Here is a 23,892-nt window from a genome sequence, read left to right as displayed (position 1 = left end):
TAATTAGTCTTCTTTTCTATTTTTAATGTCTTTTGAGTAGGCCAAGATCGATTTGTTCACAAACCTTCTTACAGGCCTTTCTAAATCTTTTTGCCTTCTATCTAAGGTAATGTGCAGTTTTAAAACCACAGCATCTTTCTTAATCGATTCAATCTTCAGGCTAAACTTCTCTAGCGATATTTTTGGAAACTCGCCCTTCAAAGCCTCTGTAATATATGCTTCCAAATCGTCTACACTCGAGATGGCCTCGGGCAGTAATTCAAAGTCGAAACTTAGTTTTTTAAAGTTCTTTTTCGAGCTGTTTACCACGGTAGATGATGCTACAAGCGCATTTGGCACGTACACAATTTCATCATCATCGTTTAGCAGCACCACATTCATCAAGGTAATATCCATTATTCGGCCGCTGTATTCACCCACCTTTATATAATCGCTTAGCGAAAACTGGTTAGAGAACATCATGATAAATCCGTTGATTACGTTCACAATGTATTCCCTGGAAATAATGGCGATGGCCGCAGCCACAATGCTTATTGAGGTAAAGAATTGCTTGGTTTCTACATTGAAGAAATACAACACCGAAATGATGAGCATAAGCACTTGCAGCATTGACGCAATGCGGTTAACGGCAAGAATGAAATTGTCCTTAAAATCGGACTCTTTGTGCTTTCGCCTTAGGTACAGGTAAACAAAAACTGTACGGGCAAAAGAGATTAATACTATGCTGGTAAAGTAATAGAAAAGTGCAGGCAAAATATTGCCGTCTAAGTGTAGGCTTTCAAAGCTCTCTTCAAAAAACAATCGCCAACTAAAGCCAATAACCAAAACCGCCAGCTTAAGTACAAAGTACAGCCGTTTCTTATTTTCTAGCCTTACCTGATCTTTGGGCTTGTTCGTTTTTCTTGTTCTGTTAACCATTCGAGCAGCAAAATTAGTCTAAAAAGCACAATTCAAAGCGCCAGTTCGGTGTTTGGATCCCAGAATATTTTGTCAAAGTTTTTGATCTTATCATTGACCACTTCTACGCCTTCGGCCTCTAGCCGTTCTTGCATAATGGTAGGCGTTTCGAAATGACTTTTACCGGTTAATACGCCCGCCCGATTTACTACACGATGAGCCGGCACATCGGCCATTCCGTGTGCTGCATTCATGGCCCAGCCCACCATTCTGGCACTGCCCTTTGTTCCCAAATAGTTGGCAATGGCTCCGTAGTTAGTGGCCCTTCCGCTCGGAATCAGCCGCACTACCTCATAAACATCATTAAAAAAATTACTGTGGTCTTTTGCCATAATTTGAAGCTACCAAAAAAACGGCTCAGCCAAAAGTCTTTTCACCGCTACCATTGCTCATATGGCATTCATAAAATTTCGAGCTTCTGAAAAAGCCCCGTGCCGATAAAATAAAATTCTACCATCAATGAAAACCCATACTTATCTTTCATAATTAAGCTATAAGCCAAACGCTGTTCGGAATACATTTTTTTCGGCTTTTGTCTGTTGCCAAGTCCATCAAACAATACTTGGGATTCTGACTTATTTATATAGCTTACCAAGCTTGTAGAAGTAATAAAATCAACCATTTAAGCAAAAAAACTAAAGCTACATGGCAGAAAAAAGAGAAGAGTTTAGTAATCGGTGGGGGATTATTTTGGCCGCACTGGGAATGGCCATTGGTGCCGGTAACCTGTGGAGGTTTCCACGGATTGCCGGAGAACACGGTGGTACTTTCATCATCCTTTGGATGTTCTTCCTGGTAATTTGGTCCATTCCCCTTTTAATGGCAGAACTCGCCATAGGTAAACATTATAGAAAAGGAACATTAGGGTCGCTCGGAAGTCTTTCCGGCAAAAAATTTAATTGGATGGGCACCTTTGTTACGCTGGTAACAGTGGGTATTGCCTTCTATTATTCGGTGGTAACAGGCTGGTCGCTTCGCTACTTTTTACTCAACACACAGAATTTAGTTAACTACCTGTTCGGCTCGGGGGCTATGAATGAAAGCTTTGCTGACCCGAATGTAAACTTTATGGATAATTTCTGGGCAAGCCTTTCTAATTCTAGCTGGGAGGCCGTGCTCTGTTACATGGTAACTATTACCGTGGCCATTTGGGTACTTGGCAAAGGCATTAAAAAAGGCCTTGAAAAGACCAATAAGATATTGATCCCTACCCTGTTCATCTTGCTTTTGGTTGTTTCGGCTTTTGCCATTCAAATGCCAGGTGGGGTTGAAGGTTTGGAATACCTCTTTACCATTGATGTAGAAAAATTTAAAGACCCTATTATTTGGATTGAAGCCATTACTGACTCTGCTTGGAGTACCGGTGCCGGCTGGGGTTTAATGATTACAATCGGATCATTCTCTAGACAGAAAGAAGACGTTACCCTCAACACCTTCCTTGGTGCGTTTGGTAACAACACCGCAGCCCTACTTGCTGCAATGGCCATTTTGCCGGCAGTATTCGCTATGGCAGCCACACCTGCAGAGGCCATCGACTTCTTACACGGTGGAAATACTGCGTTGGTGTTTACTATTTTGCCGCAGCTATTTGCACAAATGCCAGGAGGCCCCTTCCTATCATGGATATTCTTTGGTGCCTTTGCAATGGCAGCGTTTAGCTCCATTCTACCAATGATGCAGCTAATTATTAAGAACTTAACCGACTATGAAATACCTAAGAAAAAGGCCGCCATTATTGCCGGTGCCGCTTGTTTTGTGGTTGGTTTTCCATCAGCTTGGTGGCTCGATTTCTTCGAGAATCAAGACTGGGTTTGGGGTGTAGGACTACTTGTAAGTGGAATATTCATTTCATTCCTCATCATTAAGTATGGCCCAATGAAGTTCAAAAAAGACTTTATCGATCAGAACTCTGACTTTAAGGTTTCGAAATACTACTTCGCGGGAATGATCTATTTCAACTTTGTAGCAGGACTTTTCCTTGTTTACTGGTGGATGGACCAAGGTTACAGTGAGTATCCATGGTTCGATGAAAACGGTAAATGGAACGTAATCGACAAGTTCAGTAACGCTACAATTGTTACGCAGTGGGCAGTGGCATTAGTAATTGCCGTGGTATTTAATGGATGGTTTTATAGAAAATTCGTGAAAAAATGAGTCAAGAAGCAATAATTGGAATGATCATATGCCTCTCCATTACAGTGGGAGGTTTCTTAACCTTTTTAGTAATCGCACTAAGAGCAGATAAAGACGAAGACCCTGAAACGGGTGAAACGGCTTAACCACCCCTAATCCCTCCTTAAACAAGGAAGGGAATGGTAATAATTAAGCTTTAATTTGCTCAGCCACTATGGCTATTCCTTCATCAAAAGAACGAGGCTCGTATCCTAACTGGGTGCGAGCCTTTTCTATAATTAACCCTGTTCTTGGTGGACGTTTAGCGGTTTGCGTAAAGGTAGAGGCATCGGCCTTAGTCATGGTACTAACATCTAAGTTGAAAAAGTCTGCCGTTTTAATGGCCATTTGGTAAGGAGTCAGCACATCTTTACCCGAAATATTGAAAACACCTTCAGCTTTTTGCTTAGCCATTAGATAGCAGCCCATCGCTAAATCTTCAGCCAGGGTTGGGCTACGCAACTGGTCATCAACTACTTTAATCTCCTTTTTATCTTCTAGGCTTTTCTTTACCCAAAGAATGATGTTATTGCGGCTCATATCGTGGGCAATGCCGTATACCAACACCGTGCGAGCAACGCCATAACTAATCGAACTCTTGAAAAGCAATTCTTCCGCAGCCAACTTACTCTCTCCGTAGTAGCTTATCGGGTTTGGCTTACCTTCTTCATCATAAGGGCCATCTTCACCATCAAAAATAAAGTCGGTTGAAAGGTGAAGTAGGTACGCTCCTGTGTTTTCACAAGCCTCAATCAAATACTCAACTGCATCTACATTCAGTTTCCAACATGCTTCTTGCTCTGTCTCGCATTGGTCTACATTCGTCATGGCTGCTGTGTGCACCACTGCATCGGGCTTAAAGCGCTCAATGGTTGCCAAAACGTCCGCCCTATTGGTAATATCCAGCGATTGGTAAGTATACTTTTCTTCAGGAATTGGCAGCCTGTTAGCACCACGAGCCGTGGCAATCAGTTCATCTTCTCCTTTTGCTAGTATAAGCTGCACCAGCTTTTGGCCCAAAAGACCATTCGAACCTGTTATAAGAATTTTCATAGTTTACTGTTGTGGATATTGATAACCGTATTTTTGTTCAATTTCGGATTTTTTCATCTTAACCACACGCACATTCATACGGATTTCTGATGTTGGCCTGTCTCGTGCGTCAGTCTCAGTTGTAGCAATTTCATCTATCACTTCAATTCCCTCCAGCACCTGGCCAAACACCGTATACTCGCCATCTAAGTGCGGAGCACCACCATCAGTAGCGTAAATATCTTTTGCCCATTGTTCGAAGCCCGGGTCGGGTTGCGGGCCAAATCGTTTCTCAATTACCGGCAGCGAGTTAAAGATCAATTCCTTTTGTGCTTTGTTAAAGTCGTAGGTAGAATCCTCTTCCAACTGACCAACATGGTAGTAGTATTTCTCTGTAAGTTCCGGATAGCGCTTAGACTTTAACATGCGCTCGAAAAAACCATAAAGCTTAAGATACTGCCTTCTATCGGCACGCTCCAAAAGCCCCTCCTCATCAAAAGTTTTTCCATGTATAATGTAGAACTGCGAACCGCTCGATTCTTTTAAAGGGTTAGAAGCATCGCCCATTCGTGCAGCGGCAATCCCCCCTTTTTTGTGTATGTACCTTTCTGGTCTAAACTCAGCTTCCAAACGATAATTCGCACCCTTCTCTTCCGTTCCGGTAGAAAGGTCGCCCGTTTGGATCATAAACTCCTCAATCACTCTATGAAAAAGCACCGAATCGTATTTACCTTCTTTAGCCAGCTTTAAAAAGTTCGCTTTATGAATTGGTGTATCATCATAAAGAATGGCTGTCATATCACCATATGGTGTTTCTATTACCACTATTTCGTCTGTTTCAGCGCAAGAAAAGGCCATAAAGGCGAGCAGAAATAAGAGCAAAAAATGCTTAAGGGTAGACATAGCCATACTTTTTAGTGATTTTCTTTTTGCGCATATATTCCACCGAAATAAACATGCGCACATCTTCGATTGGGCGGTCTGCCCTATCAGTTTCTACTTCGGAAATTTTGTCAATTACATCTAAACCAGCAATCACCTGCCCAAAAACGGTGTATTGCCCATCGAGAAATGGAGCACCGCCAATGGTTGTGTAAGCTTCCACTTGTGCTTCAGAAAGTTTGATTACTCGGCCAGTAGCTTCTTCCAATTCTTTGTATCGCTCTTCAGCCAACTTAGCAATGGCATCTACACCGCCCTCCATATAAGCTTCGCGCAAGGCTTTTACCAATTCGTGCTCTGGGTTATTTCTAAAAAGCTCCATGGCCACCTCTTCTATTTTAGCATCAGGCAAGCCTTCAATATCTTCTCTTTTGTGTACTTCGCCCTCCACAATATAAAACTGGCTTCCGCTCGATTCCCTTTCTGGGTTTACCCGATCGCCTGTTCTTGCCGCAGAAAGCGCTCCTTTCTTGTGAAAAAACTGTGGGTTAATTTCTGCCGGCACACGATAACCCGGGCCACCATTACCCAACCTTTGGTTTGCTCCGGCATTTTTTGAGTTAGGGTCTCCACCCTGAATCATAAACTCATCGATTACACGGTGAAAAAGCAGGCTATCATAAAAGCCCTCCTCAATCAACTTCAGAAAGTTCTCCTTATGCTGTGGAGTTTCATCGTAAAGAATGGCCTGCATTTCGCCATAATTAGTCGAAATAGTGACTAGATAATCTTTTTTAGACTTCTTCTGAAAAGAGAAGCCTTGATTAAACAAGGCTCCTAATATTGTAATGACAAGTAATGTTCGTTTCATGAATTATTGAATGTACGGGTTTCCGTAGCGTTCGGCAATCTCTTTTTTAGGTAGCTCCTCCACCGTTACGAACATGCGCACATCTTGCGATGGACGGTCTGCTGAATTGGTTTGAACAGCCGCAATAGCATCTACCACATCTAAACCAGAAATAACCTGACCGAATACAGTGTATTGCTCGTCTAACCATGGTGAACCACCAATGGTAGAGTATACTTCAATTCTTTCTTTTGGTGTAATCATTTTAAGGCCTGTAGCTTCTGCAAGCTCATCTTTCTTTTCCTTCACCTTGGCTATATAGGCAGCATCACCACCCGTTTGGAAAGCCGTGTAAAACTCAATAGAAAGTGGATGCTGTGGCTGGTTCTGCAACAAGCTCTGCGCGGCATTCATCATTGGATTTTCACCCTCAAGGCTCTGCGCAGGAATTACCTGCCCCTGAACAATGTAGAACTGGCTACCGCTCGACTCTCTTTCTGGGTTTACAGCATCGGACTGACGCGCAGCCGAAAGGGCTCCTTTTTTATGGTAATACTTATCGTTGAATTCTGCAGGCACAGTATAACCAGGGCCACCATTACCAAGTCTATCTCCAGGCTGTGCGTTTTTCGAGTTCGGGTCACCACCTTGAATCATAAAGCCAGGGATTACTCGGTGAAACAGCAAACTATCGAAGAAGCCTTCGTTGGCAAGCTTCACAAAGTTTTCTTTGTGTTTAGGTGTTTCGTCATGAAGAATGGCCTTCATTTCACCCAAGTTGGTTTTAATGGTTACTAGGTAATCGTTACCCTCTAAAGCACCCTCGCTAGAAGAGCCGCTGCCTCCACAACTCCATACTACCAATGCCATCATTAGCATGGCAAAAAGTCCTTTTAATCTATTATTCATAATTGGTTTTTGATTTCGTCAAGTATCTGTTTTCCGCCCGAAGTTAATACCTCCGAGGCCAATTCAAAGCCCAACTTCATTGGTTTATCGAGCGGGCCAGTTTTGGTGATTCTTATCTCTTCTTTTCCATCGAGCGAAATAATTCCTCCCACAATTTTCAGTGCATCGCCCTGAATAGTTGCCATAGCAAAAACAGGAATGCTACAGCCGCCATCCATTGTTTTCAGGAAAGAACGCTCTGCCAAAAGGCATGAAGCCGTTGGTCCGTGATTCAAAATTCGTTTGAGTGATTTCTTCTTATCATCATCGAGCGAGTTGTGTACCTCTATTGCCACACTGCCCTGCCCAACCGCTGGCGTAAATTGATCTAAAGGCAGATGCTGACTGATCATCTCCTCGTAGCCCATGCGGTGCACACCCGCATAAGCAAGCAAAAGCGCATCGCAAGCACCTTCGTTCATTTTACGAATGCGAGTTTGCAAATTACCCCGCACCGCCACAGTTTTTACCTTAGGATAATGCGCCTTTAAAGTGGCTACCCTTCTGGTAGAAGAGGTACCCAAAAGCACTTCCGAATCTGGCGTAAGGTTGATTTTTTTATTGCTTACAATTACATCGTTGGCTTGTTCACGCTCCATAAATGCAATCAATTCAAAACCTTCCGGCAGAGAAGACTGCATGTCTTTGGCACTGTGCACGGCAATGTCAATAGTGCCGTTTTGCAGCTGCTCTTCAATTTCTTCGGTAAAAACGCCCTTGCTACCAATTTTAGCGATTGAAACATCAAGGATCTTATCTCCCTTGGTTTCAATGGTCACTATTTCTGTTTCAAAACCGGCTGCTTTAAGCTTGTCTTCCACATGGTGGGCTTGCCACAAAGCCAGTTTACTCCCCCTCGTTCCTATCTTAATTTTCATTAGGCTTTTAGTTTGCTAATGGTGCCTTTTTTCTTTGGCTGATTTTTTTCGATGTATTCTACTATTCGTCCGGCAATGTCCACCCCGGTGGCTTTTTCAATTCCCTCTAACCCTGGCGATGAATTCACCTCCAAAATTAACGGACCTCTGGCCGATTGCAGTATGTCTACACCCGCCACGGAAAGTCCCATAGCGTTTGCAGCTTTTATAGCGGCTGTGCGCTCTGCACGGCTAAGCTTAACCACCTCGGCATTACCACCTCGGTGCAGGTTGCTTCTAAACTCACCTTCTTTTCCGGTACGTTTCATGGCACCTACCACTTTGCCATCAACAACAAAAACCCGTAAGTCAGAAGCTTTCGCTTCTTTAATAAATTCCTGAACAATGATTCGTGCTTTCAACCCATGAAATGCCTCTACAACCGACTGAGCGGCTTTTCTGGTTTCGGCTAGCACCACCCCAAGCCCTTGAGTTCCCTCTAAAAGCTTGATAATAACAGGCGCACCACCAACGGTATCAATTAGGTTTTTTTCTTCTTTCGAATAGTTAGTGAAGGCAGTTTTTGGCATTGGCAAACCGGCTCCACTTAGCAACTGCAAACTTCTGAGCTTATCTCTCGAGCGTACGATTGACTGCGAATAAGTAGTGCTAAAAACTCCCATCATCTCGAACTGACGCACCACGGCCGTACCATAAAAGGTTACCGAGGCACCAATTCTTGGAATTACGGCACTAATGCCTTCCAATTTTTCTCCTTGATAGTATATGGAGGGGCCTTCTGCTTCAATTACCAAATCGCACTTTAGGTGGTCAATCACCACGCCTTCGTGCCCTCTGGCCTCAATAGCTTGTAATAGCCTTCTTGTTGAATAGAGGCTTGAATTTCTTGAAAGTACCGCGATTTTCATTTTTTCAGTTTCGCTTGATATGATAGGTTCTTTTTACTTACGTCTACAACAAATCGTTTGGCCAACAGCTTTCTTCCCAACAAAATCGGGAATTTCATTTTGCTTCTATCTGCCAATGAAAGCTCCATTTTAACCTTTTTACCAAAGAACACAGCATTTGTTGTAATGATGAAACGCTCTTCCATCTGGCCATTGCTGCTTCTTATTCGCTTCTTTTTGAAGTTACTGGTTACAAACCTTCTGGCTTTCTTCTCGTGAATTTTGCTGCCCGATAAATAAAAGGTAAGCTGTTCAACTCCGTTGATCTCTTTAACCTTAACGCGCGAGCAATTTATGGAAGAAGTGTAAGCGCCAGTATCTACTTTGGCTTCTACGTTTTCCAGCTCAAAATCAGGCAAATCGATGATTTCCTGTCTACCGATTGTTTGTAATTTCTTTGCCATCCACAAAATTAGCTTCTCGCAATTTGGGCAATGGTAAGCGATAAATCAAGGAAGAGGATTTTCGGGTTGGCATTTCGCTCAATATGATACTGCGCCTCGTCAAATTTAGGCGCTATTTTCATTATTTTTTCTTCGGTAAAAACCTTGCTGAATTTACCGATAAAATCTTCTTCTCCCTCTGGAATTCTCGCCATCTGAGGCACTTGCACCAAATGGATCATGCTTTCGCGCATTACTTTTGATGCCGTAGCAAGCAATGCCAACTGAAACTCTTTACCCTTCTTTTGAAATGCATCGCCCAGCGCAATTAAATTTTCAAAATTATAAGTAAAGCACTGCCTGAACCAGTCTTTAAACACCTCTTGCGTGTCGCTTTCATTGCCCGTTGCCAAGCGTTTGGCTTCTCGCAAATTGCCTTCACTAAAGTAAGCCAGCTTTTGTGCTTTTTCTGCTTCAAGCGAAAATTCATTTTCTAGGCTTTCAATAATCTCGCTATCATTAAACGGCCTAATCAAAAGCTTTTGCGTTCGAGAGGTAATGGTGGTTAACAACTTATTTGGGTCGTTTGAAACCATTAGGAAAATGGTTTGAGCAGGCGGCTCTTCCAAAATCTTTAGAATACCATTGGCCGCATTGGCATGCATTACCTCTGGCAACCAAATGATCATCACCTTGTATTTACCTTCGAAAGCCTTTAGCGACAGGGCGCGAATAATGTTCTTACTCTCGTGAGTCGGAATCATTAAAAGTTTGTTTTCCCAGCCAAAATGAGCAGCCCAGTCCGTAACATTGCCATAGGGAGTTTGGAGTAAAAATTCTCTCCATTCCTTTAAAAACTTGTCACTCGTAGCATCTTCCCTTTTGAATTTTGGCGTGGCAGCCGTTGGAAAGATAAAGTTCACATCGGGGTGAACGAACTTACTATTCTTTTCGCAAGATGGGCAAACGCCACAGGCATCGTCTGGGCCAGGGTTTTGGCAGTTTAGGTAAGCCGCAAAAGCCAAGGCCATTGCCAAATTTGCAGAACCTTCGCCCCCGGCAAAAAGCTGCGCGTGGGCAACATGGTTTGCATTTACTGCATCAATTAGTTTTTGCTTAACCTCGCCTAAGCCTGTAATATCCTGAAACCTCATGCCTTATCCCAAATTCTGTATTCGCTGGTCAATTCAAAAACCCTGTCTACAATTCTTTTTTCTACCTCGTCAAATGACTCGCCTCTTCTACCCATGGCAGCATCGGCCACCTCGTAGAATTTACGTGGCTGAAAAGTAGTAAAACCAGCGGCTCCACCCCAAGAGAAAGATGGAACAAAATTTCGAGGAAAACCAGCACCGAAAATATTGGCGCCCACACCCGTAACCGTTCCGGTATTAAACATGGTATTGATACTACATTTGGAATGATCGCCCATCATTAGCCCACAAAACTGAAGGCCAGTATTAGCAAAACGGCCAGTGGCATAATCCCAAAGCTTTACCTTAGCATAGTTATTTTTAAGGTTCGAAGTATTGGTATCGGCACCCAAATTGCACCATTCGCCAATTACGGAATTACCCAAGTAACCATCGTGCGCTTTGTTAGAGTAACCAAAAATTACTGAGTTACCCACTTCGCCCCCAATTTTAGAATACGGCCCTACGGTAATATCTCCCCGCATTTTCCCACCTATATTTACAGTAGAACCCTCGCACAAGGCAAAAGCTCCAGAAATAATGGTTCCGGCCTGAATTGTTGTATTCTTTCCAATGTACACTGGGCCATTCTCGGCATCAATAATTGCTGCTCTTATAGAGGCCCCTTCTTCTATAAAGAGGTTTTCTTTTCCGTAAACTACGGTGTGAGGGTCGGTAATTTCTTGCGAGGTTCTACCAGCCGTAATTAAGGCAAAGTCGGCTTCAAGCTGCTCTCGGTTATTCCTAAAAATATCCCAGGTATGTTCTACCAGCCTAAAGTTGCCTTCGAACTCCACTTGTTCAGCTGCACCTTCTGAAGTTGCAAGAACTTGGCCGTTCGCCACAAGCTGTTCGCCAGCTTTAAGCTGCTTAATAGCATCGGCCAGCTGAGCATTTGGACAAAGCGCTCCGTTAACTTTTAAGCTTGCCGAAGAATCGCCAAATTTTTCTTGAAGATAGTCTTGCGTACTAAAGCCCACATTGAATCCGTATTTCTCCCATTTTTCGGAGATTTTGAGGATTCCTATGCGTATTTCGGCTACAGGGCGAGTAAATGTGAAGGGTTTTAATTGCTCCCTGATTTCGGGAGAATCAAACAGTGCAATTTCCATGCACAAAAATAAAAAAGTCTCCATCCTTACAAATGGAGACTCTCATAAATGCTTTATGATTTAGAAGATTATTTCTTCTTGTATCTTCTGTTGAATTTCTCAACTCTACCAGCGGTATCCAAGAACATTTTCTTACCTGTGTAGAAAGGGTGTGAAGCAGAAGAAACTTCCACTTTAATTACAGGGTAAGTATTACCATCTTCCCACTCTACAGTTTCATCAGAAGTCATAGTAGACTTCGTTAAGAATTTGAACTCACTTTGAGTATCGTAAAATACAACTGGTTTATAATCAGGATGAATGTCTTTTTTCATGACGCTACTGTTTGCTATTCCCAAAAAGGACTGCAAATGTAGTGACCTATTTATTAATACACAACCCTTAGCCAATTATTATTCAACAAATTAAATGAATTTACGGGTATAGCGCGAGTATCGTGTAGAAGTATTTAATTTGAAGCACACTAAGCCTATGAAAAAGTTCATAATTGCCTTCGCCTTTTTGGTTTCAATTGTTCAGCTACACGGACAAAGCACTTTTATCTCTTACAACCGAGATTATTATCATTTAATAGACAGGTTCGACATACTTTATTCAGGAAAAGAACTTCGGCTTAAAACCACCTATAAACCAATCAGAAGGGCAGAATTGACCAACTTTCTTAAGGGAATGGAAAGTCGATACGAGATGCTTTCACCTCAAGACAAATTCAATTATGAATACTTGATGAACGACAACTGGGAGACAGCCGGCAACAAGTATAACAGCAATGACAAATCGTGGTGGGACATATTCTACAACCGCAAGTCGGACTTTCTTTATTATGAGGCCGAGAATTTCACCCTGAGGTTAAATCCGGTAATTGACTTTTCCGCAGGGAAGGAAACAGACAATGACGAATTTCTCTATACCAACACGCGAGGCCTAGAAGTTCAGGGCACCATTGATGATAAAATTGGTTTCTATACTTTTCTTACCACCACACAACTCAGGGTACCATCTTATGTAGGCTGGTACAACACTAGGTACAAGGCTTTTCCTAATGAGGGGTTCTACAAAATAGATGATCATGACAAAACGCTTTTTGACCTTACCCATGCGAGAGGTTATTTCACCTTTAACCTAACCAATAGCATAGATATTCAGGCAGGATACGATAAGCAGTTTATTGGAAGCGGAATTAGATCCATGGTGCTTTCGGACATTTCGAGCCCAATGTTGTTTGGCAAGATCAACACAAGACTAGGCCCATTTTTATACACCAACTTATGGGCTGAGTTAACCGAAGACATTATTTTTTCTGGAGGGGGAAGCCCAGCTGATGGCAGCTACCCGAAAAAATTTATGGCCATGCACAGGCTGGGTGTAGACATTACATCTAAGCTCAACTTGGGGGTGTACGAAGTAATTATTGCTGACGATGCCGACATTAACTATTTCAACCCAATTATCTTTTATCGTGCTATTGAACAGCAGCAAGGCAGCCCTGACAACATATTATTGGGCATGGACTTTCAGTGGAACCTACTTAACAAGTTTCAGCTATACGGGCAATTTATGCTAGACGAATTCTTGATTGATGCCCTAAGAAGTGGCGATGGAGACTGGCGCAATAAGTTTGGCGTACAATTGGGCGGAAAGTACATCAATGCCTTCAATATAAACAACCTAGATTTTGGGGCTGAAGCTAACTTTGCCAGGCCATATTTTTATGCTTACGACCGCCCAGAGTTAAGCTATACAAACTACCGCAACCCATTGGCTCACCCACTTGGCGCCAATCTTAAGGAGTTCATTCTTACAGCCCGTTATCAGCCAATTAACAGATTAACCGTTAGTGGTAAAGTAATCCGCAGCCAGTTTGGCGAAGATGAAAACGGACTAAACTATGGCGGCAACCCATTGCTGAGTACTGACGACAGAGTTGGCGCCACAGGCAATACAATTGGTCAAGGTGTAGCAACAACCAACACCTATTTGGAACTAACAGGCTCCTACATGCTGTTGCAAAACCTGTTTGTCGACTGGAAGAATATTTACAGGAACTTTGATAGTGAAGACGCTACAAGAAGTAGCAGCCCTTTTATTTCAATGCTTTCGCTTAGATGGAATATTGCTCAGAGGCAACACGAGTTTTAATTATACAGTATAATATCCCTAACTTGCCGCCTCTTATTTAAAATATGAGCACCTACGGTCGTATTATTTCCTTTGCGAAACCCTATCACAGGTATTTTCCGCAGTACATAGTTTTTGCTTTTTTAGCCATCATTTTTGGCTTAATGAACTTGGCGTTACTGGAGCCGCTCTTCTCTGTTATTTTCGAAACCAAAACAACAGAGCAGCTCACCGAAATTGCCAACGCCCCGAGAACAGGCCTTAATATTGACTCCATTAAGAGCGTTTTCTTCGAAAAGCTTTTAGATGTAAAAGCACAATACGGCAAGCAAAGCATGCTGATTTATGTAAGCTTGGTAATTGGTGCTTCGGCCTTGCTTTCCAACCTTTTCACCTACCTATCGAATGTTACCATGGGCTACTTAAAAGCCGATGTAATTCAGAAAATTCGAGCAAAAGTTTTTCTAAACACCACAGGCCTGCACCTTGGTTTTTTCTCTGGCGAAAGAAAAGGAGACATCATGTCGCGCATGACCAATGATGTGCAAGAAATAGAAAACACACTCGTAAGCTCATTAAAAGTGTTTTTCCGCGAACCAGCCACAATTATTGTTTACCTGGCCTACTTGTTTTCAACCTCGGTAAAGCTTACGCTTTTCACTTTGGTCTTCTTCCCAATCATGGGCTTTGTAATTTCTGAAATTGTAAAGCGATTAAAGAAAAAAGCAATTATGAGCCAAGAATCGTTAGGTAGAATTGTAAACCTGATGGACGAGGTTTTTGGCGGCATGCGCGTTATCAAAGCCTTCAACGCAAAAGGCTACATAAACGAATTATTCGATAAGGAAACCCAAACCTACAAGCGCATTAACAAATCCATGGCGCGAAAGAATGAACTGGCATCTCCGGTTTCTCAGTTCTTGGGCATTATTGTGGTAGCTACACTATTAGTTTACGGTGGAAATTTGGTGCTAAGCGAAGATACTAACCTTGACCCAGAAGGTTTGATGGCATACATTATTGTATTCAGTCAAATTCTTAACCCAGCAAAAAGTATTTCGCAGTCTATTAGCAGTATTCAGCGTGGCATGGCTTCAGCAACCCGTATTTTCAAACTGATTGACGAGCAACCTAAGATCAATAACATCGAGCAGGCCACCCAAAAACACGATTTTGAAAATGCTTTGGTCTTTGAAAATGTAGGGTTTCGCTATGAGAAGGAATACGTACTTCAAGGCATTAACCTTACCGTTGAAAAAGGCAAAACCATTGCACTCGTGGGGTCTTCTGGTGCTGGAAAATCGACTTTGGCAGATTTGGTCCCTCGATTCTACGACCCAACAGAAGGCAGCATTCAAATTGACGGTGTTGATATCCGCAACATCGACATTAATTCACTCCGTGGCTTAATGGGGATTGTAACCCAAGAATCGATTCTTTTCAACGATACCGTTGCCAAGAACATCGCCTTTGCTATGCCAAATGCAAGCCAAGCCGAGATTGAGCAGGCAGCAAAAATTGCCAATGCCCACGACTTTATAATGGAGCTAGAAAAAGGTTACGAAACGAATATTGGCGACCGTGGCGGTAAACTTTCTGGTGGTCAAAGGCAACGCTTAAGCATTGCCCGTGCCGTAATGAAAAACCCTCCGATTCTGATACTAGACGAAGCCACCTCGGCCCTCGATACCGAATCGGAAAAGTTAGTGCAACAAGCACTGACAAACCTTATGAAAAGCCGCACCTCAATCGTGATAGCCCACAGATTGAGCACAATTCAGCATGCTGATACAATTCTGGTTATGGACAAAGGAAGAGTTGTAGAAAGCGGCAATCACGACACGCTTATGGCACAACAAGGCATGTACCATAGGTTAATCACAATGCAATCTATTTAGACTAATCGAAGATTTTTATTGTCTTCAAACTCAATAATTGTTTTATTCAATTAATAACAAACACCTAATGGACGCTAAACAGTTGATTCTTGACGAGCTAAATGAAGCCGCAAAGGTGCTCGATCAGTTTTTGAGCAATGATGCAAATATTGCCCAAATTGAAAAAACTGCTGTATTAATGGCCAATGCCATTAAAGATGGAGGGAAGATATTTTCATGTGGTAACGGTGGCTCACACTGCGATGCCATGCACTTTGCCGAAGAACTAACCGGCCGGTACCGAGAAGATCGCAAAGCCCTACCCGCTATCGCAATTTCTGATGTAAGCCATATTTCATGCGTTTCGAACGACTTTGGCTACGACTTCATCTTTTCAAGATACATTGAAGGCTTAGGAAAAGAGGGCGATGTACTACTTGCCATTAGCACCAGCGGAAACTCGAAAAACGTGCTTCGCGCAGCCGAAATGGCCAAGCAAAAGAAAATGAAAATTGTGGCACTTACGGGTAAAAACGGTGGAGACCTACGCGAATTGGCCGATTTAGAAATTCGTGTACCGCACTATGGCTATGCCGATAGAATTCAGGAAATACATATTAAAGTAATACACATACTCATTCAATTGATAGAAAAACACACTGTTGATACTCTCTAAAGGATATGGAAGTGCAGTATTTGGCGTAAATGCCCAGGTTATCACCATCGAGGTAAATATTGTTGATGGCACCAAATTCTACCTTTCCGGCTTACCAGATGGGGCCGTTAAGGAATCGGAACATCGCATAGAGTCGGTTTTCAAATATTTTGAATACCGAATGCCGCGTAAAAAAGTGGTGGTAAACATGGCTCCTGCCGACATTCGTAAAGAAGGTTCTTCTTACGATTTACCCATTGCATTAGGCGTACTCAAGTCATCGGGGCAAATTACTGCTCCCGATATGGAAAAGTACGTGATTATGGGCGAGCTCGCGCTAGACGGCAACTTACGGCCAATCAAAGGGGCGCTTCCTATTGCTATTGAGGCCAGAAAACAGGGTTTCAAAGGATTTATTCTTCCTTCGGAAAATGCCAATGAAGCTGCCATTGTAAACAACTTGGATGTAATTGGGGTAGACAACCTGATTGAAGCCATTGAGTTTTTGGATGGAAAGCGCGAAATAGAACCATTGGCATACGACACCCGAGAGCATTTTTACAATCAGCTAAACGATTACGAGGCCGATTTTTCGAATGTTCAAGGGCAAGAAAACATAAAAAGAGCGCTGGAAATTGCCGCTGCCGGTGGGCACAATGTAATTATGATTGGTCCACCGGGAGCAGGTAAAACCATGCTGGCCAAAAGGCTACCATCGATTTTACCTCCATTAGACCTTCACGAGGCGCTCGAAACCACCAAGATTCATTCAGTGGCCGGCAAATTAGGAGGCAACGCCCAGCTAATTACCCGCAGGCCTTTTCGTAGCCCTCACCACACCATTTCTGATGTAGCTTTGGTTGGCGGTGGCGGTGTACCACAACCGGGTGAAATTTCGCTTTCGCACAATGGTGTGCTGTTTTTAGACGAACTTCCCGAATTTAAAAGAACTGTGCTGGAAGTAATGCGCCAACCATTGGAAGAGCGTAAAGTAACCATTAGCCGAGCGAAGATTTCCGTAGACTTTCCTGCCAATTTCATGCTCATCGCCAGCATGAATCCCTGCCCTTGCGGCTATTACAATCACCCCGAAAAAGAATGTGTTTGCGGAGCAGGACAAGTACAGCGCTACCTTAACAAGGTGAGTGGCCCACTGCTCGACAGGATTGATTTGCATGTAGAAGTTACGCCCGTTTCGTTCGATGAGATGACACAAAATCGTAAAGCTGAAAGCAGCGAACAAATTCGTAAACGTGTAATTACTGCAAGAACAATTCAGCAAGAACGCTTTAAAGAAATGGAGATCCACTCCAACAGTATGATGGGCAGCCAAATGGTAAAAGAGGTTTGCCAGATTAACGAGGCAGGTAAAACGCTACTCAAAACTGCTATGGAGCGTTTGGGACTTTCTGCCAGAGCCTACGACCGTATTTTGAAAGTGAGCCGCACCATTGCCGACCTAGACGGCAAAGAAAACATAGGCATAGAACACCTTGCCGAAGCCATTCAATACCGCAGCTTAGACAGAGAAGGCTGGGCTAGCTGAACCAATTGAACATAGAAAAGCCCTTACGTTTCCATAAGGGCCTTACATCCAAATCTATCAATGCTATTATTGATTCAGTTTTTTGTTTAGGAAAAAAGTGGAAACAAAGCCTATTCCAACCATTAGGAATACACACACAAAGTAAGGCATTGGATTTCCACGGTTAATCATGCCTCCTGAATACAAGGAATCTTGTACTAAAAAGCCTAGTACAATTCCCAAAGAAATACAGATAAACACTGTACCAATTAGAATAGTAAAAAAGTAATTTCTCTTTTTTGGTTCTGTCTGAAAAAGCTTGGCATCAGCGCCTTTTTCAATCAGCATTATTTTCTCTTTGTGTCGTGTATGTATCGTATAATAAATTAACCCTACTGTACCCGCCACCAGGCTGGTAAAGAATAAAGCGAATGCGGTTCCTTCGTGCATAACAATTCGATTTTGTGTTCAATGGCTTTGATGTCAGTCTTCGAGTTAAGGTTACACGCTAGCCTAAAAATATTCATTTTGATTTAGCTCCATAAGTTTCGAGTTTTAAGTGTAACCTCATTAAAAGTACTGTAGTCTAACCCCAAAACAAATGAAAGGGCACAATGAATCTTACGCTATGGAGTTAATTATCGCTAAGGTAAAACAAGGCGATATGGTAGCGTTCAATGCCCTGATTGACGAGTACAAAGCGATGGCTTTCACGCTTTCTTTACGGTTATTAAAAAATCGAGAAGACGCTGAAGAAGCCACACAAGACGCCTTTGTTAAGGCCTATAAAAACATTGGTCAGTTTGAAGGGAAATCAAAGTTCTCCACTTGGCTTTATACCATTGTTTATCACACCGCACTTACGCAAATGCGCAAGAGAAAGCTGGAAACGACAGACATAAGCAATGAACTGATTGAAAACTCGGGGGCATTTTCAGAGTCGGGGAAAGAGTGGCAGCGCCTGCAGCGTGTAGAGCGTAGCAACTACATACAGCAAGCGCTAGACCGACTATTGGAAGACGACCAAGTGGCCATTACTTTGTTTTACCTTAACGAAAATTCATTAGCCGAAATATCAGAAATTACGGGCTGGGAAATGTCTAACGTAAAAGTTAGATTGCACAGAGCACGCAAACGCCTACTTGGCGCGTTGGAACAGTTGTTAGACGATGAAGTAAAATCGTTGTTATGAGTAAGTTCGAATTGTCAGACAAAGAATTAAAGCGGCTTCTGCAGGAAGAAGGCCTGGAGGAACCATCATTGCGTTTTAATAAAAGCGTACTGAACAAAGTAGCCGCGTACGAACAAGCCAAGCGACTAAAAACACCGCTTTGGCTCAAACTTGTACTTGGCGTTTTCGCTTTATTGCCAGCCGCATATTTAGTTTTTGGCGGGCTCAACCTCGATTTTGGCGAGCAAACGCAAAAAAACATTCAATGGCCCTCTGTAAGTATTAACTTGGATTTCCTAACCAATTCCACCTACTTCTTCTTTACCTTTTTGGTGGTTGGCGCCATTTGGATGGCCATTATTTTCAACCGTTTTTTGGAGCAATACAACCATAAGCATCGTTAAATTCGGTTAATCGCTTCTTTGTGCTTGCCATTATCCTCAACTTTAGGTGAATAAATGGCATGCAGCGGTTTCTTTTCATATCCATATTGCTCTTATCGGTCGGTACGCTTTTTTCGCAAGAAGGCACCCCTTTTGAATTAAAAGGCCGCGTTGTCGACTCAGAAACGGGCGATCCAATAACCTTTGCCAGCATTGTAATTACAACCCGTAAAAAGGGCTTGGCCTCTAACCATATAGGCGAGTTTGAGTTTGAGGCGCAAGTAGGCGATGTGGTTAAAATCACTTCGATTGGGTATAACGATTACCACCTAATACTCACTGAAGATTTCGCCAAAGAAGAAAATCGAATCACATTTTTTATGGACTCAAAAGCGTACGTGCTCGACTCTGTGGTGGTATTCCATATGACGGATAATTTCTACCTAAAAAAGAAAAAATGGGACACGCTACAAGTTGAGAACCCTTACTTAAATACGGTTAATCCAACTGACTGGAGCAAAACACAATTTATACCCAATACAGATGGAACTGCTGGTGTTAGCATTGCTGGGCTGCTAAACGTTTTCGACAAAAAACACAAGCAGCAACAACGGCTAAAAAAGCTAGAAGAAGCAAGCGAGTTTGAGAAAGAGCGAAAAGCAAAAATAGATGCCAAATTCAACAAAAAGCTTGTAAAACGAGTAACCCGAATTGACGACCGGGTAATTGATGAGTTTATGGACTTTTGCGATTTTAGAGATGCCGAAATTCTCTACGCTTCCGAATACGAGCTTACCATGAAAATACTCGATCGGTACAAGGCTTTTCTCATTCGTTAGAGCAAAGGCTTTAGCGCTTCCCAAACCGTTTCGACAACAATTTTATGGCCTTCCTCATTTGGGTGAATGCCATCCGAAAGATTTAAATTTTTATCTCCTCCCACATTTTCAAGCAGAAAAGGTATAAAGGCCACGCCTTTATCTTCGGCTACTTTTGGAAAAAGGTTCTTGAACTGCGTGGTATAATCTTGCCCCAAATTTGGTGGAATTTGCATCCCTGCCAATATTATCTTGGTATCAGCATTAGCGGCACGCACCTTGTCAATAATTGCTTTCAGATTCTTTTCCGTTTCTTCCAAACTTAGGCCGCGCAAGCCATCATTTCCGCCCAACTCCAACATCAAAATGGCTGGCTTCGACCTTAAGACCCAGTCGATACGGTTGAGTCCTCCCATACTGGTTTCACCACTCAAACCAGCATTTACGGCAGTATAATTAAGCCCTTCGGACTGTAATTTTTGATCGATTAGAGCCGGAAAAGCATTTTCGGTAGCAATACCATAACCAGCTGTAATACTATCGCCAAAGAACACAATTGTTTGCTTTTCATTCTGGGTTTTGGTGAGTATACTACTGATTAAAGTAATTGAGACCAATACGGACGTGAGGGTTCGAAACATTTCTTGCTTAAAATTCATTTAACTGAAATATAAACGAACTTAATAAAGAATCGTTCGTCAACCATATATCCGAATAACCCAAAACATGGATCATATTTTAGAGGTTAGCCAGCTAACCAAAACATATAACAGCGGTGCACGCGCACTTACCGTTCTTTCCGATATTAATTTTAGCATAAAAGCTGGCGATAAATTTAGCATAGTGGGCTCTTCTGGTAGTGGAAAAACCACCCTACTAGGGCTTTGTGCTGGCCTAGACAGGGCCTCTTCTGGCAATGTGCTGCTCAATGGCGTATCGCTAAGCAAGCTGAATGAAGATGAGCGAGCAGCTGTTCGCAACCAGCATGTTGGGTTTGTTTTTCAGAATTTTCAGTTGCTACCAACGCTTACCGCGCTAGAAAATGTGATGGTGCCCATGGAGTTAAGAGGCGAAAAGGGGATTCAAAAATACGCCATGGAATTGCTAGACAGAGTAGGCTTGGCCAAACGCCACGACCACTACCCTACCCAACTTTCGGGCGGTGAGCAACAACGCATTTCCATTGCTCGTGCCTTTTCCAACAGGCCAAAAATTCTCTTTGCTGATGAACCAACAGGAAATTTAGACGAAGAAACTTCTCAGAAAATTGAGGACCTCATTTTCCAGTTAAACAAGGAAGAGGGCACCACTTTGGTAATGGTAACCCACGACATGGAATTGGCTGCCAAAACGGATAGGATTGTGCGACTGAAAGGCGGAGTAATTCTAGACGACTCTTTAACCAATAGCCCGGCCACTGAATGAGTAAAGCAGCAAAACCTTCGTGGAAATGGTATTGGCTAATGGCATGGCGCGATGCCCGCAAAAGCAAAGCGAGATTATTCCTCTTCATTTCGTCCATTGTTATAGGTATTGCCGCTTTAGTTGCCATCAACTCTTTTAGCGACAACCTAAAAAACGATATCAACAACCAAGCAAAAGAACTGCTTGGTGCAGACCTAGAACTAGGAAGCAACGATTCCACTTTTAATTATGCCTTTGTAGATACGCTCGACTACGAAATTTCATACGAGAACAGCTTCGCTTCAATGGTTTACTTTCCAAAAACGCAGGAAAGCAGGCTGGTAGATGTAAGGGCACTTGCGGGTGAATTCCCTTATTACGGTACAATTGAAACCGAACCGATTGAAGCAGAAAGCACCTTCCGTGACGGCCAAGCCAAAGCGCTTGTAGACCAGAGCGTAATGATTCAGTATGGCATTGAATTAGGAGACTCGATTAAAGTAGGGCAAGTAACTTTTAAGGTAGAAGGCTCATTGATTAGTTCGCCATCTCAGTCTTTTGCAGCCACTTTGGTAGCACCGGCAGTCTATATTCCGATGAAATACCTCAACGAAACGGGGCTTGTGCAAAGAGGCAGTCGCGTTTATTACCGTAGGTTTTACAAGTTTAACGACTTACCTGAAGACTTTGATTTTGAGGCTCAAGTAGAAGCAGATGAAGACACATTAAGGCTTTCTGAAATTCGCGTTGAGACCATAGAAGAGCGCAAGGAAGAAACTGGCGAAACATTTCAGAACCTTGCCAACTTCCTAAACCTGGTAGCCTTTGTGGCGCTGCTGCTTGGCTGCGTTGGTGTGGCCAGTGCCGTGCATATTTACATGAAGGAAAAGGTGAAAACCGTAGCAATTCTGCGTTGTATGGGCGCAAAAGGCCGCGATGCTTTTCAAGTCTTCTTGATTCAAATTGCCGTAGTAGGCCTTATTGGATCTATTTTAGGAGCTTTTGCTGGCACACTTATTCAAAGTGTGTTACCAAAAGTTTTCGCAGACTTTTTACTGGTAGAAGTTACACTCAGCCTGTCCTGGCCTTCAATTATCGGAGGTATAGTTACAGGGCTTTTCATTTCTGTTCTTTTCGCATTAAGTCCCTTAATTGCCGTAAGGAAAGCCTCTCCGCTAATCTCCATTCGAGGCGTTGAAAGCACAAGCAACACACGGGATCCACTGCGCTGGTTGGTGTACGCAGGCATAGCTGTCTTTATTATCGGTTTTGCTTTCGTACAAATGAAAGACCTGCAGGACAGCATCGTTTTTACCTTTGCCATACTTGTAGCATTTGGTTTTTTAGGACTTGTGGCGAAGTTCTTTATGTGGCTGGTAAAAAAGCTGTTTCCATCATCGTGGAGCTATGTTTGGCGCCAAAGCTTAGCCAACCTTTATAGGCCGAATAACCAAACATTAGTACTTATCGCCTCTATCGGACTAGGTACTGCACTCATCACTACACTCTACTTTATACAAGGAATGCTAATAAGCCAAGTGGAAATTACCACCGATGAAAACAGGCCTAACATGATGGTTTTCGATATGCAGACTTATCAGAAAGACGGCATTGCAGAACTGGCTAAAAGCTATGACCTACCAGTTCTGCAAGAAGTACCCATTGTGACTATGCGCCTAAAATCGGTAAATGATACTACTTACGAGCAGATTCTAGCCGACACGACCATTGAGCGTAGAGGAGGAATATTCCGCAGAGAATGGCGCGTAACTTATCGCGATACGCTCATTGAATCGGAAAAGGTGGTTCAAGGCGAACTGAGAAAAGTTAACACTCCCAACGACAGTATTTTTGTGAGCCTTGAAGAGGATTATGCCACCCGAAACAACATAGCGCTAGGCGATAAGTTGGTGTGGGATGTTCAGGGCGTTCCGATTACTACATACCTTGGGAGCACCAGAGAAATAGATTGGGAGCGGGTTCAAACCAACTTTTTGGCACTCTTCCCTTCAAATACCCTAGAGCCGGCACCACAATTTCATGTATTAATTACGCGTGTTCCTTCAACAGAAGTTGGAGCGCTTTTTCAGCGAGATGTGGTAAAGCAATACCCGAGCGTTTCAGTAATTGACATTGGCTTGATCCTAAACACCGTAGATGACATTCTCGATAAAATCGCGTTTGTGATTCGGTTTATGGCACTTTTCAGCATTCTTACGGGGCTATTGGTACTGGTTTCTTCTGTTATTCTCTCCAAGTTTCAGCGCATTAAAGAGAGTGTACTTTTAAGAACCATGGGCGGAAGTAAAAAACAGATTCTAACCATAAATTCACTGGAGTACTTTTTCTTAGGAAGCTTAGCTTCTCTCTCGGGCATATTGCTGGCGTTGGCGGGCAGTTGGGGCTTGGCGTTTTACTCTTTCGATAGCACATTTATTCCTAACCCTCTTCCCATGGTGGTCGTTTTCGTGAGTATTACTTCGCTTACCGTTGTTATTGGCTTACTCAATAGCCGTGGCATTTTAAGCAAACCACCGCTAGAGGTACTTCGCAACGAAATACAATAAGGATATTAAAACGATTATTT

The 23,892-nt window shown here is 42.9% G+C and carries 25 protein-coding genes; 11 read left to right on the top strand and 14 right to left on the bottom strand.

The window, feature by feature from the left end; genetic code table 11:
* Positions 1-3 precede the first annotated feature (3 nt).
* Both BMW98_RS05570 and BMW98_RS05565 read right to left on the bottom strand, forming a co-directional pair.
* Positions 4-918, bottom strand: coding sequence for a mechanosensitive ion channel family protein (locus BMW98_RS05570; protein ID WP_090257524.1), 915 nt, complete (start codon positions 916-918; stop codon positions 4-6).
* Positions 919-950: 32 nt separating this feature from the next.
* Positions 951-1,289 carry an MGMT family protein gene (locus BMW98_RS05565; protein ID WP_090257523.1) on the bottom strand — a complete coding sequence of 113 codons (339 nt, stop codon included), beginning with the start codon at positions 1,287-1,289 and terminating at the stop codon, positions 951-953.
* A gap of 313 nt (positions 1,290-1,602) precedes the next feature.
* On the opposite strand from BMW98_RS05565, the gene BMW98_RS05555 reads away from it, so the two are divergent.
* A complete protein-coding gene (locus BMW98_RS05555) occupies positions 1,603-3,111 on the top strand; it encodes a sodium-dependent transporter (protein WP_090257521.1) in 1,509 nt (502 codons plus the stop codon).
* The gene (locus tag BMW98_RS20640) at positions 3,108-3,236 is read left to right on the top strand and encodes a hypothetical protein (RefSeq protein ID WP_262501582.1); all 129 of its coding nucleotides are present in this window, start codon (positions 3,108-3,110) and stop codon (positions 3,234-3,236) included. Before BMW98_RS05555 ends, BMW98_RS20640 begins: the two co-directional genes overlap by 4 nt.
* Positions 3,237-3,279: 43 nt before the next feature.
* On the opposite strand, the gene BMW98_RS05550 is transcribed toward BMW98_RS20640, so the two are convergent.
* The 10 genes from BMW98_RS05550 to BMW98_RS05505 all read right to left on the bottom strand — a co-directional run bounded on the left by BMW98_RS05550 (position 3,280) and on the right by BMW98_RS05505 (position 11,668).
* A complete protein-coding gene (locus BMW98_RS05550; RefSeq protein ID WP_090257520.1) occupies positions 3,280-4,182 on the bottom strand; it encodes an SDR family oxidoreductase in 903 nt (300 codons plus the stop codon).
* Between the two features lie 3 nt (positions 4,183-4,185).
* Complete coding sequence (locus BMW98_RS05545) at positions 4,186-5,064, bottom strand: peptidylprolyl isomerase (protein WP_245733494.1); 879 nt, start codon at positions 5,062-5,064, stop codon at positions 4,186-4,188.
* Positions 5,051-5,914, bottom strand: a complete 864-nt coding sequence (locus tag BMW98_RS20660; protein WP_090257518.1) for a peptidylprolyl isomerase — start codon at positions 5,912-5,914, stop codon at positions 5,051-5,053. The genes BMW98_RS05545 and BMW98_RS20660 overlap by 14 nt, the downstream gene beginning before the upstream one ends.
* A 3-nt stretch (positions 5,915-5,917) precedes the next feature.
* Positions 5,918-6,802: a peptidylprolyl isomerase gene (locus BMW98_RS05535; protein WP_222843603.1), complete on the bottom strand. Its 885-nt coding sequence runs from the start codon at positions 6,800-6,802 to the stop codon at positions 5,918-5,920.
* Entirely contained in the window at positions 6,799-7,719 is a 921-nt protein-coding gene (gene hemC, locus BMW98_RS05530; RefSeq protein ID WP_090257517.1) for a hydroxymethylbilane synthase, read from the bottom strand. The genes BMW98_RS05535 and hemC overlap by 4 nt, the downstream gene beginning before the upstream one ends.
* Positions 7,719-8,627, bottom strand: a complete 909-nt coding sequence (gene rimK, locus BMW98_RS05525; RefSeq protein ID WP_090257516.1) for a 30S ribosomal protein S6--L-glutamate ligase — start codon at positions 8,625-8,627, stop codon at positions 7,719-7,721. The genes hemC and rimK overlap by 1 nt, the downstream gene beginning before the upstream one ends.
* A complete protein-coding gene (locus BMW98_RS05520) occupies positions 8,624-9,070 on the bottom strand; it encodes an ATP-dependent zinc protease family protein (protein ID WP_090257515.1) in 447 nt (148 codons plus the stop codon). The genes rimK and BMW98_RS05520 overlap by 4 nt, the downstream gene beginning before the upstream one ends.
* Positions 9,071-9,078: 8 nt before the next feature.
* Positions 9,079-10,203, bottom strand: coding sequence for a DNA polymerase III subunit (locus BMW98_RS05515; RefSeq protein WP_090257514.1), 1,125 nt, complete (start codon positions 10,201-10,203; stop codon positions 9,079-9,081).
* Positions 10,200-11,354 (bottom strand): GlmU family protein, encoded by a 1,155-nt coding sequence (locus BMW98_RS05510; protein ID WP_090257513.1) that lies wholly within the window; start codon positions 11,352-11,354, stop codon positions 10,200-10,202. Before BMW98_RS05510 ends, BMW98_RS05515 begins: the two co-directional genes overlap by 4 nt.
* 68 nt (positions 11,355-11,422) lie before the next feature.
* Positions 11,423-11,668 carry a type B 50S ribosomal protein L31 gene (locus tag BMW98_RS05505; protein ID WP_090257512.1) on the bottom strand — a complete coding sequence of 82 codons (246 nt, stop codon included), beginning with the start codon at positions 11,666-11,668 and terminating at the stop codon, positions 11,423-11,425.
* A 157-nt stretch (positions 11,669-11,825) separates the two neighbouring features.
* Between BMW98_RS05505 and BMW98_RS05500 the strand changes: the two genes are divergently transcribed.
* From BMW98_RS05500 to BMW98_RS05485, 4 genes are all read left to right on the top strand, one after another.
* On the top strand, positions 11,826-13,493 hold the full coding sequence (locus BMW98_RS05500) for a hypothetical protein (RefSeq protein WP_090257511.1): 1,668 nt from the start codon (positions 11,826-11,828) through the stop codon (positions 13,491-13,493).
* 44 nt (positions 13,494-13,537) lie between these two features.
* Positions 13,538-15,370 carry an ABC transporter ATP-binding protein gene (locus BMW98_RS05495; RefSeq protein WP_090257510.1) on the top strand — a complete coding sequence of 611 codons (1,833 nt, stop codon included), beginning with the start codon at positions 13,538-13,540 and terminating at the stop codon, positions 15,368-15,370.
* 67 nt (positions 15,371-15,437) lie between these two features.
* The gene (gene lpcA / locus BMW98_RS05490) at positions 15,438-16,025 is read left to right on the top strand and encodes a D-sedoheptulose 7-phosphate isomerase (protein WP_090257509.1); all 588 of its coding nucleotides are present in this window, start codon (positions 15,438-15,440) and stop codon (positions 16,023-16,025) included.
* Positions 16,015-17,550: a YifB family Mg chelatase-like AAA ATPase gene (locus BMW98_RS05485; protein WP_090258223.1), complete on the top strand. Its 1,536-nt coding sequence runs from the start codon at positions 16,015-16,017 to the stop codon at positions 17,548-17,550. Before lpcA ends, BMW98_RS05485 begins: the two co-directional genes overlap by 11 nt.
* 66 nt (positions 17,551-17,616) lie before the next feature.
* Here BMW98_RS05485 and BMW98_RS05480 read toward each other — a convergent pair whose 3' ends face one another.
* Positions 17,617-17,979 carry a DUF6249 domain-containing protein gene (locus BMW98_RS05480; RefSeq protein WP_090257508.1) on the bottom strand — a complete coding sequence of 121 codons (363 nt, stop codon included), beginning with the start codon at positions 17,977-17,979 and terminating at the stop codon, positions 17,617-17,619.
* 151 nt (positions 17,980-18,130) lie between these two features.
* Here BMW98_RS05480 and BMW98_RS05475 point away from each other — a divergent pair, with 151 nt between their 5' ends.
* The 3 genes from BMW98_RS05475 to BMW98_RS05465 are packed head-to-tail and all read left to right on the top strand — an operon-like array spanning position 18,131 to position 19,922.
* Positions 18,131-18,721 carry an RNA polymerase sigma factor gene (locus BMW98_RS05475; protein WP_090257507.1) on the top strand — a complete coding sequence of 197 codons (591 nt, stop codon included), beginning with the start codon at positions 18,131-18,133 and terminating at the stop codon, positions 18,719-18,721.
* Positions 18,718-19,104 (top strand): hypothetical protein, encoded by a 387-nt coding sequence (locus tag BMW98_RS05470; protein WP_090257506.1) that lies wholly within the window; start codon positions 18,718-18,720, stop codon positions 19,102-19,104. Before BMW98_RS05475 ends, BMW98_RS05470 begins: the two co-directional genes overlap by 4 nt.
* 59 nt (positions 19,105-19,163) lie before the next feature.
* Entirely contained in the window at positions 19,164-19,922 is a 759-nt protein-coding gene (locus BMW98_RS05465) for a carboxypeptidase-like regulatory domain-containing protein (RefSeq protein WP_090257505.1), read from the top strand.
* Here the strand turns inward: BMW98_RS05465 and BMW98_RS05460 are convergent.
* Entirely contained in the window at positions 19,919-20,560 is a 642-nt protein-coding gene (locus BMW98_RS05460) for an arylesterase (protein WP_090257504.1), read from the bottom strand. The two genes, BMW98_RS05465 and BMW98_RS05460, sit on opposite strands and share 4 nt — an antisense overlap.
* A 67-nt stretch (positions 20,561-20,627) precedes the next feature.
* Here BMW98_RS05460 and BMW98_RS05455 point away from each other — a divergent pair, with 67 nt between their 5' ends.
* A complete protein-coding gene (locus BMW98_RS05455) occupies positions 20,628-21,326 on the top strand; it encodes an ABC transporter ATP-binding protein (protein WP_090257503.1) in 699 nt (232 codons plus the stop codon).
* Complete coding sequence (locus tag BMW98_RS05450; protein ID WP_245733493.1) at positions 21,323-23,872, top strand: ABC transporter permease; 2,550 nt, start codon at positions 21,323-21,325, stop codon at positions 23,870-23,872. The genes BMW98_RS05455 and BMW98_RS05450 overlap by 4 nt, the downstream gene beginning before the upstream one ends.
* Positions 23,873-23,892: the final 20 nt, after the last annotated feature.

It is taken from the genome of Roseivirga pacifica, from assembly GCF_900111145.1.
GTDB classification, from domain to species: Bacteria; Bacteroidota; Bacteroidia; order Cytophagales; family Cyclobacteriaceae; genus Roseivirga; species Roseivirga pacifica.
This window is presented reverse-complemented; position numbering and strand designations above follow the sequence as displayed.

What these genes read in the sequence shown, in the direction of transcription:
- BMW98_RS05570 (WP_090257524.1), bottom strand. Translation starts at nt 918, where the DNA reads ATGGTTAACAGAACAAGAAAAACGAACAAGCCCAAAGATCAGGTAAGG.
- BMW98_RS05565 (WP_090257523.1), bottom strand. Translation starts at nt 1,289, where the DNA reads ATGGCAAAAGACCACAGTAATTTTTTTAATGATGTTTATGAGGTAGTG.
- BMW98_RS05555 (WP_090257521.1), top strand. Translation starts at nt 1,603, where the DNA reads ATGGCAGAAAAAAGAGAAGAGTTTAGTAATCGGTGGGGGATTATTTTG.
- BMW98_RS20640 (WP_262501582.1), top strand. Translation starts at nt 3,108, where the DNA reads ATGAGTCAAGAAGCAATAATTGGAATGATCATATGCCTCTCCATTACA.
- BMW98_RS05550 (WP_090257520.1), bottom strand. Translation starts at nt 4,182, where the DNA reads ATGAAAATTCTTATAACAGGTTCGAATGGTCTTTTGGGCCAAAAGCTG.
- BMW98_RS05545 (WP_245733494.1), bottom strand. Translation starts at nt 5,064, where the DNA reads ATGTCTACCCTTAAGCATTTTTTGCTCTTATTTCTGCTCGCCTTTATG.
- BMW98_RS20660 (WP_090257518.1), bottom strand. Translation starts at nt 5,914, where the DNA reads ATGAAACGAACATTACTTGTCATTACAATATTAGGAGCCTTGTTTAAT.
- BMW98_RS05535 (WP_222843603.1), bottom strand. Translation starts at nt 6,802, where the DNA reads ATGAATAATAGATTAAAAGGACTTTTTGCCATGCTAATGATGGCATTG.
- hemC (WP_090257517.1), bottom strand. Translation starts at nt 7,719, where the DNA reads ATGAAAATTAAGATAGGAACGAGGGGGAGTAAACTGGCTTTGTGGCAA.
- rimK (WP_090257516.1), bottom strand. Translation starts at nt 8,627, where the DNA reads ATGAAAATCGCGGTACTTTCAAGAAATTCAAGCCTCTATTCAACAAGA.
- BMW98_RS05520 (WP_090257515.1), bottom strand. Translation starts at nt 9,070, where the DNA reads ATGGCAAAGAAATTACAAACAATCGGTAGACAGGAAATCATCGATTTG.
- BMW98_RS05515 (WP_090257514.1), bottom strand. Translation starts at nt 10,203, where the DNA reads ATGAGGTTTCAGGATATTACAGGCTTAGGCGAGGTTAAGCAAAAACTA.
- BMW98_RS05510 (WP_090257513.1), bottom strand. Translation starts at nt 11,354, where the DNA reads ATGGAAATTGCACTGTTTGATTCTCCCGAAATCAGGGAGCAATTAAAA.
- BMW98_RS05505 (WP_090257512.1), bottom strand. Translation starts at nt 11,668, where the DNA reads ATGAAAAAAGACATTCATCCTGATTATAAACCAGTTGTATTTTACGAT.
- BMW98_RS05500 (WP_090257511.1), top strand. Translation starts at nt 11,826, where the DNA reads ATGAAAAAGTTCATAATTGCCTTCGCCTTTTTGGTTTCAATTGTTCAG.
- BMW98_RS05495 (WP_090257510.1), top strand. Translation starts at nt 13,538, where the DNA reads ATGAGCACCTACGGTCGTATTATTTCCTTTGCGAAACCCTATCACAGG.
- lpcA (WP_090257509.1), top strand. Translation starts at nt 15,438, where the DNA reads ATGGACGCTAAACAGTTGATTCTTGACGAGCTAAATGAAGCCGCAAAG.
- BMW98_RS05480 (WP_090257508.1), bottom strand. Translation starts at nt 17,979, where the DNA reads ATGCACGAAGGAACCGCATTCGCTTTATTCTTTACCAGCCTGGTGGCG.
- BMW98_RS05475 (WP_090257507.1), top strand. Translation starts at nt 18,131, where the DNA reads ATGAAAGGGCACAATGAATCTTACGCTATGGAGTTAATTATCGCTAAG.
- BMW98_RS05470 (WP_090257506.1), top strand. Translation starts at nt 18,718, where the DNA reads ATGAGTAAGTTCGAATTGTCAGACAAAGAATTAAAGCGGCTTCTGCAG.
- BMW98_RS05465 (WP_090257505.1), top strand. Translation starts at nt 19,164, where the DNA reads ATGCAGCGGTTTCTTTTCATATCCATATTGCTCTTATCGGTCGGTACG.
- BMW98_RS05460 (WP_090257504.1), bottom strand. Translation starts at nt 20,560, where the DNA reads ATGAATTTTAAGCAAGAAATGTTTCGAACCCTCACGTCCGTATTGGTC.
- BMW98_RS05455 (WP_090257503.1), top strand. Translation starts at nt 20,628, where the DNA reads ATGGATCATATTTTAGAGGTTAGCCAGCTAACCAAAACATATAACAGC.
- BMW98_RS05450 (WP_245733493.1), top strand. Translation starts at nt 21,323, where the DNA reads ATGAGTAAAGCAGCAAAACCTTCGTGGAAATGGTATTGGCTAATGGCA.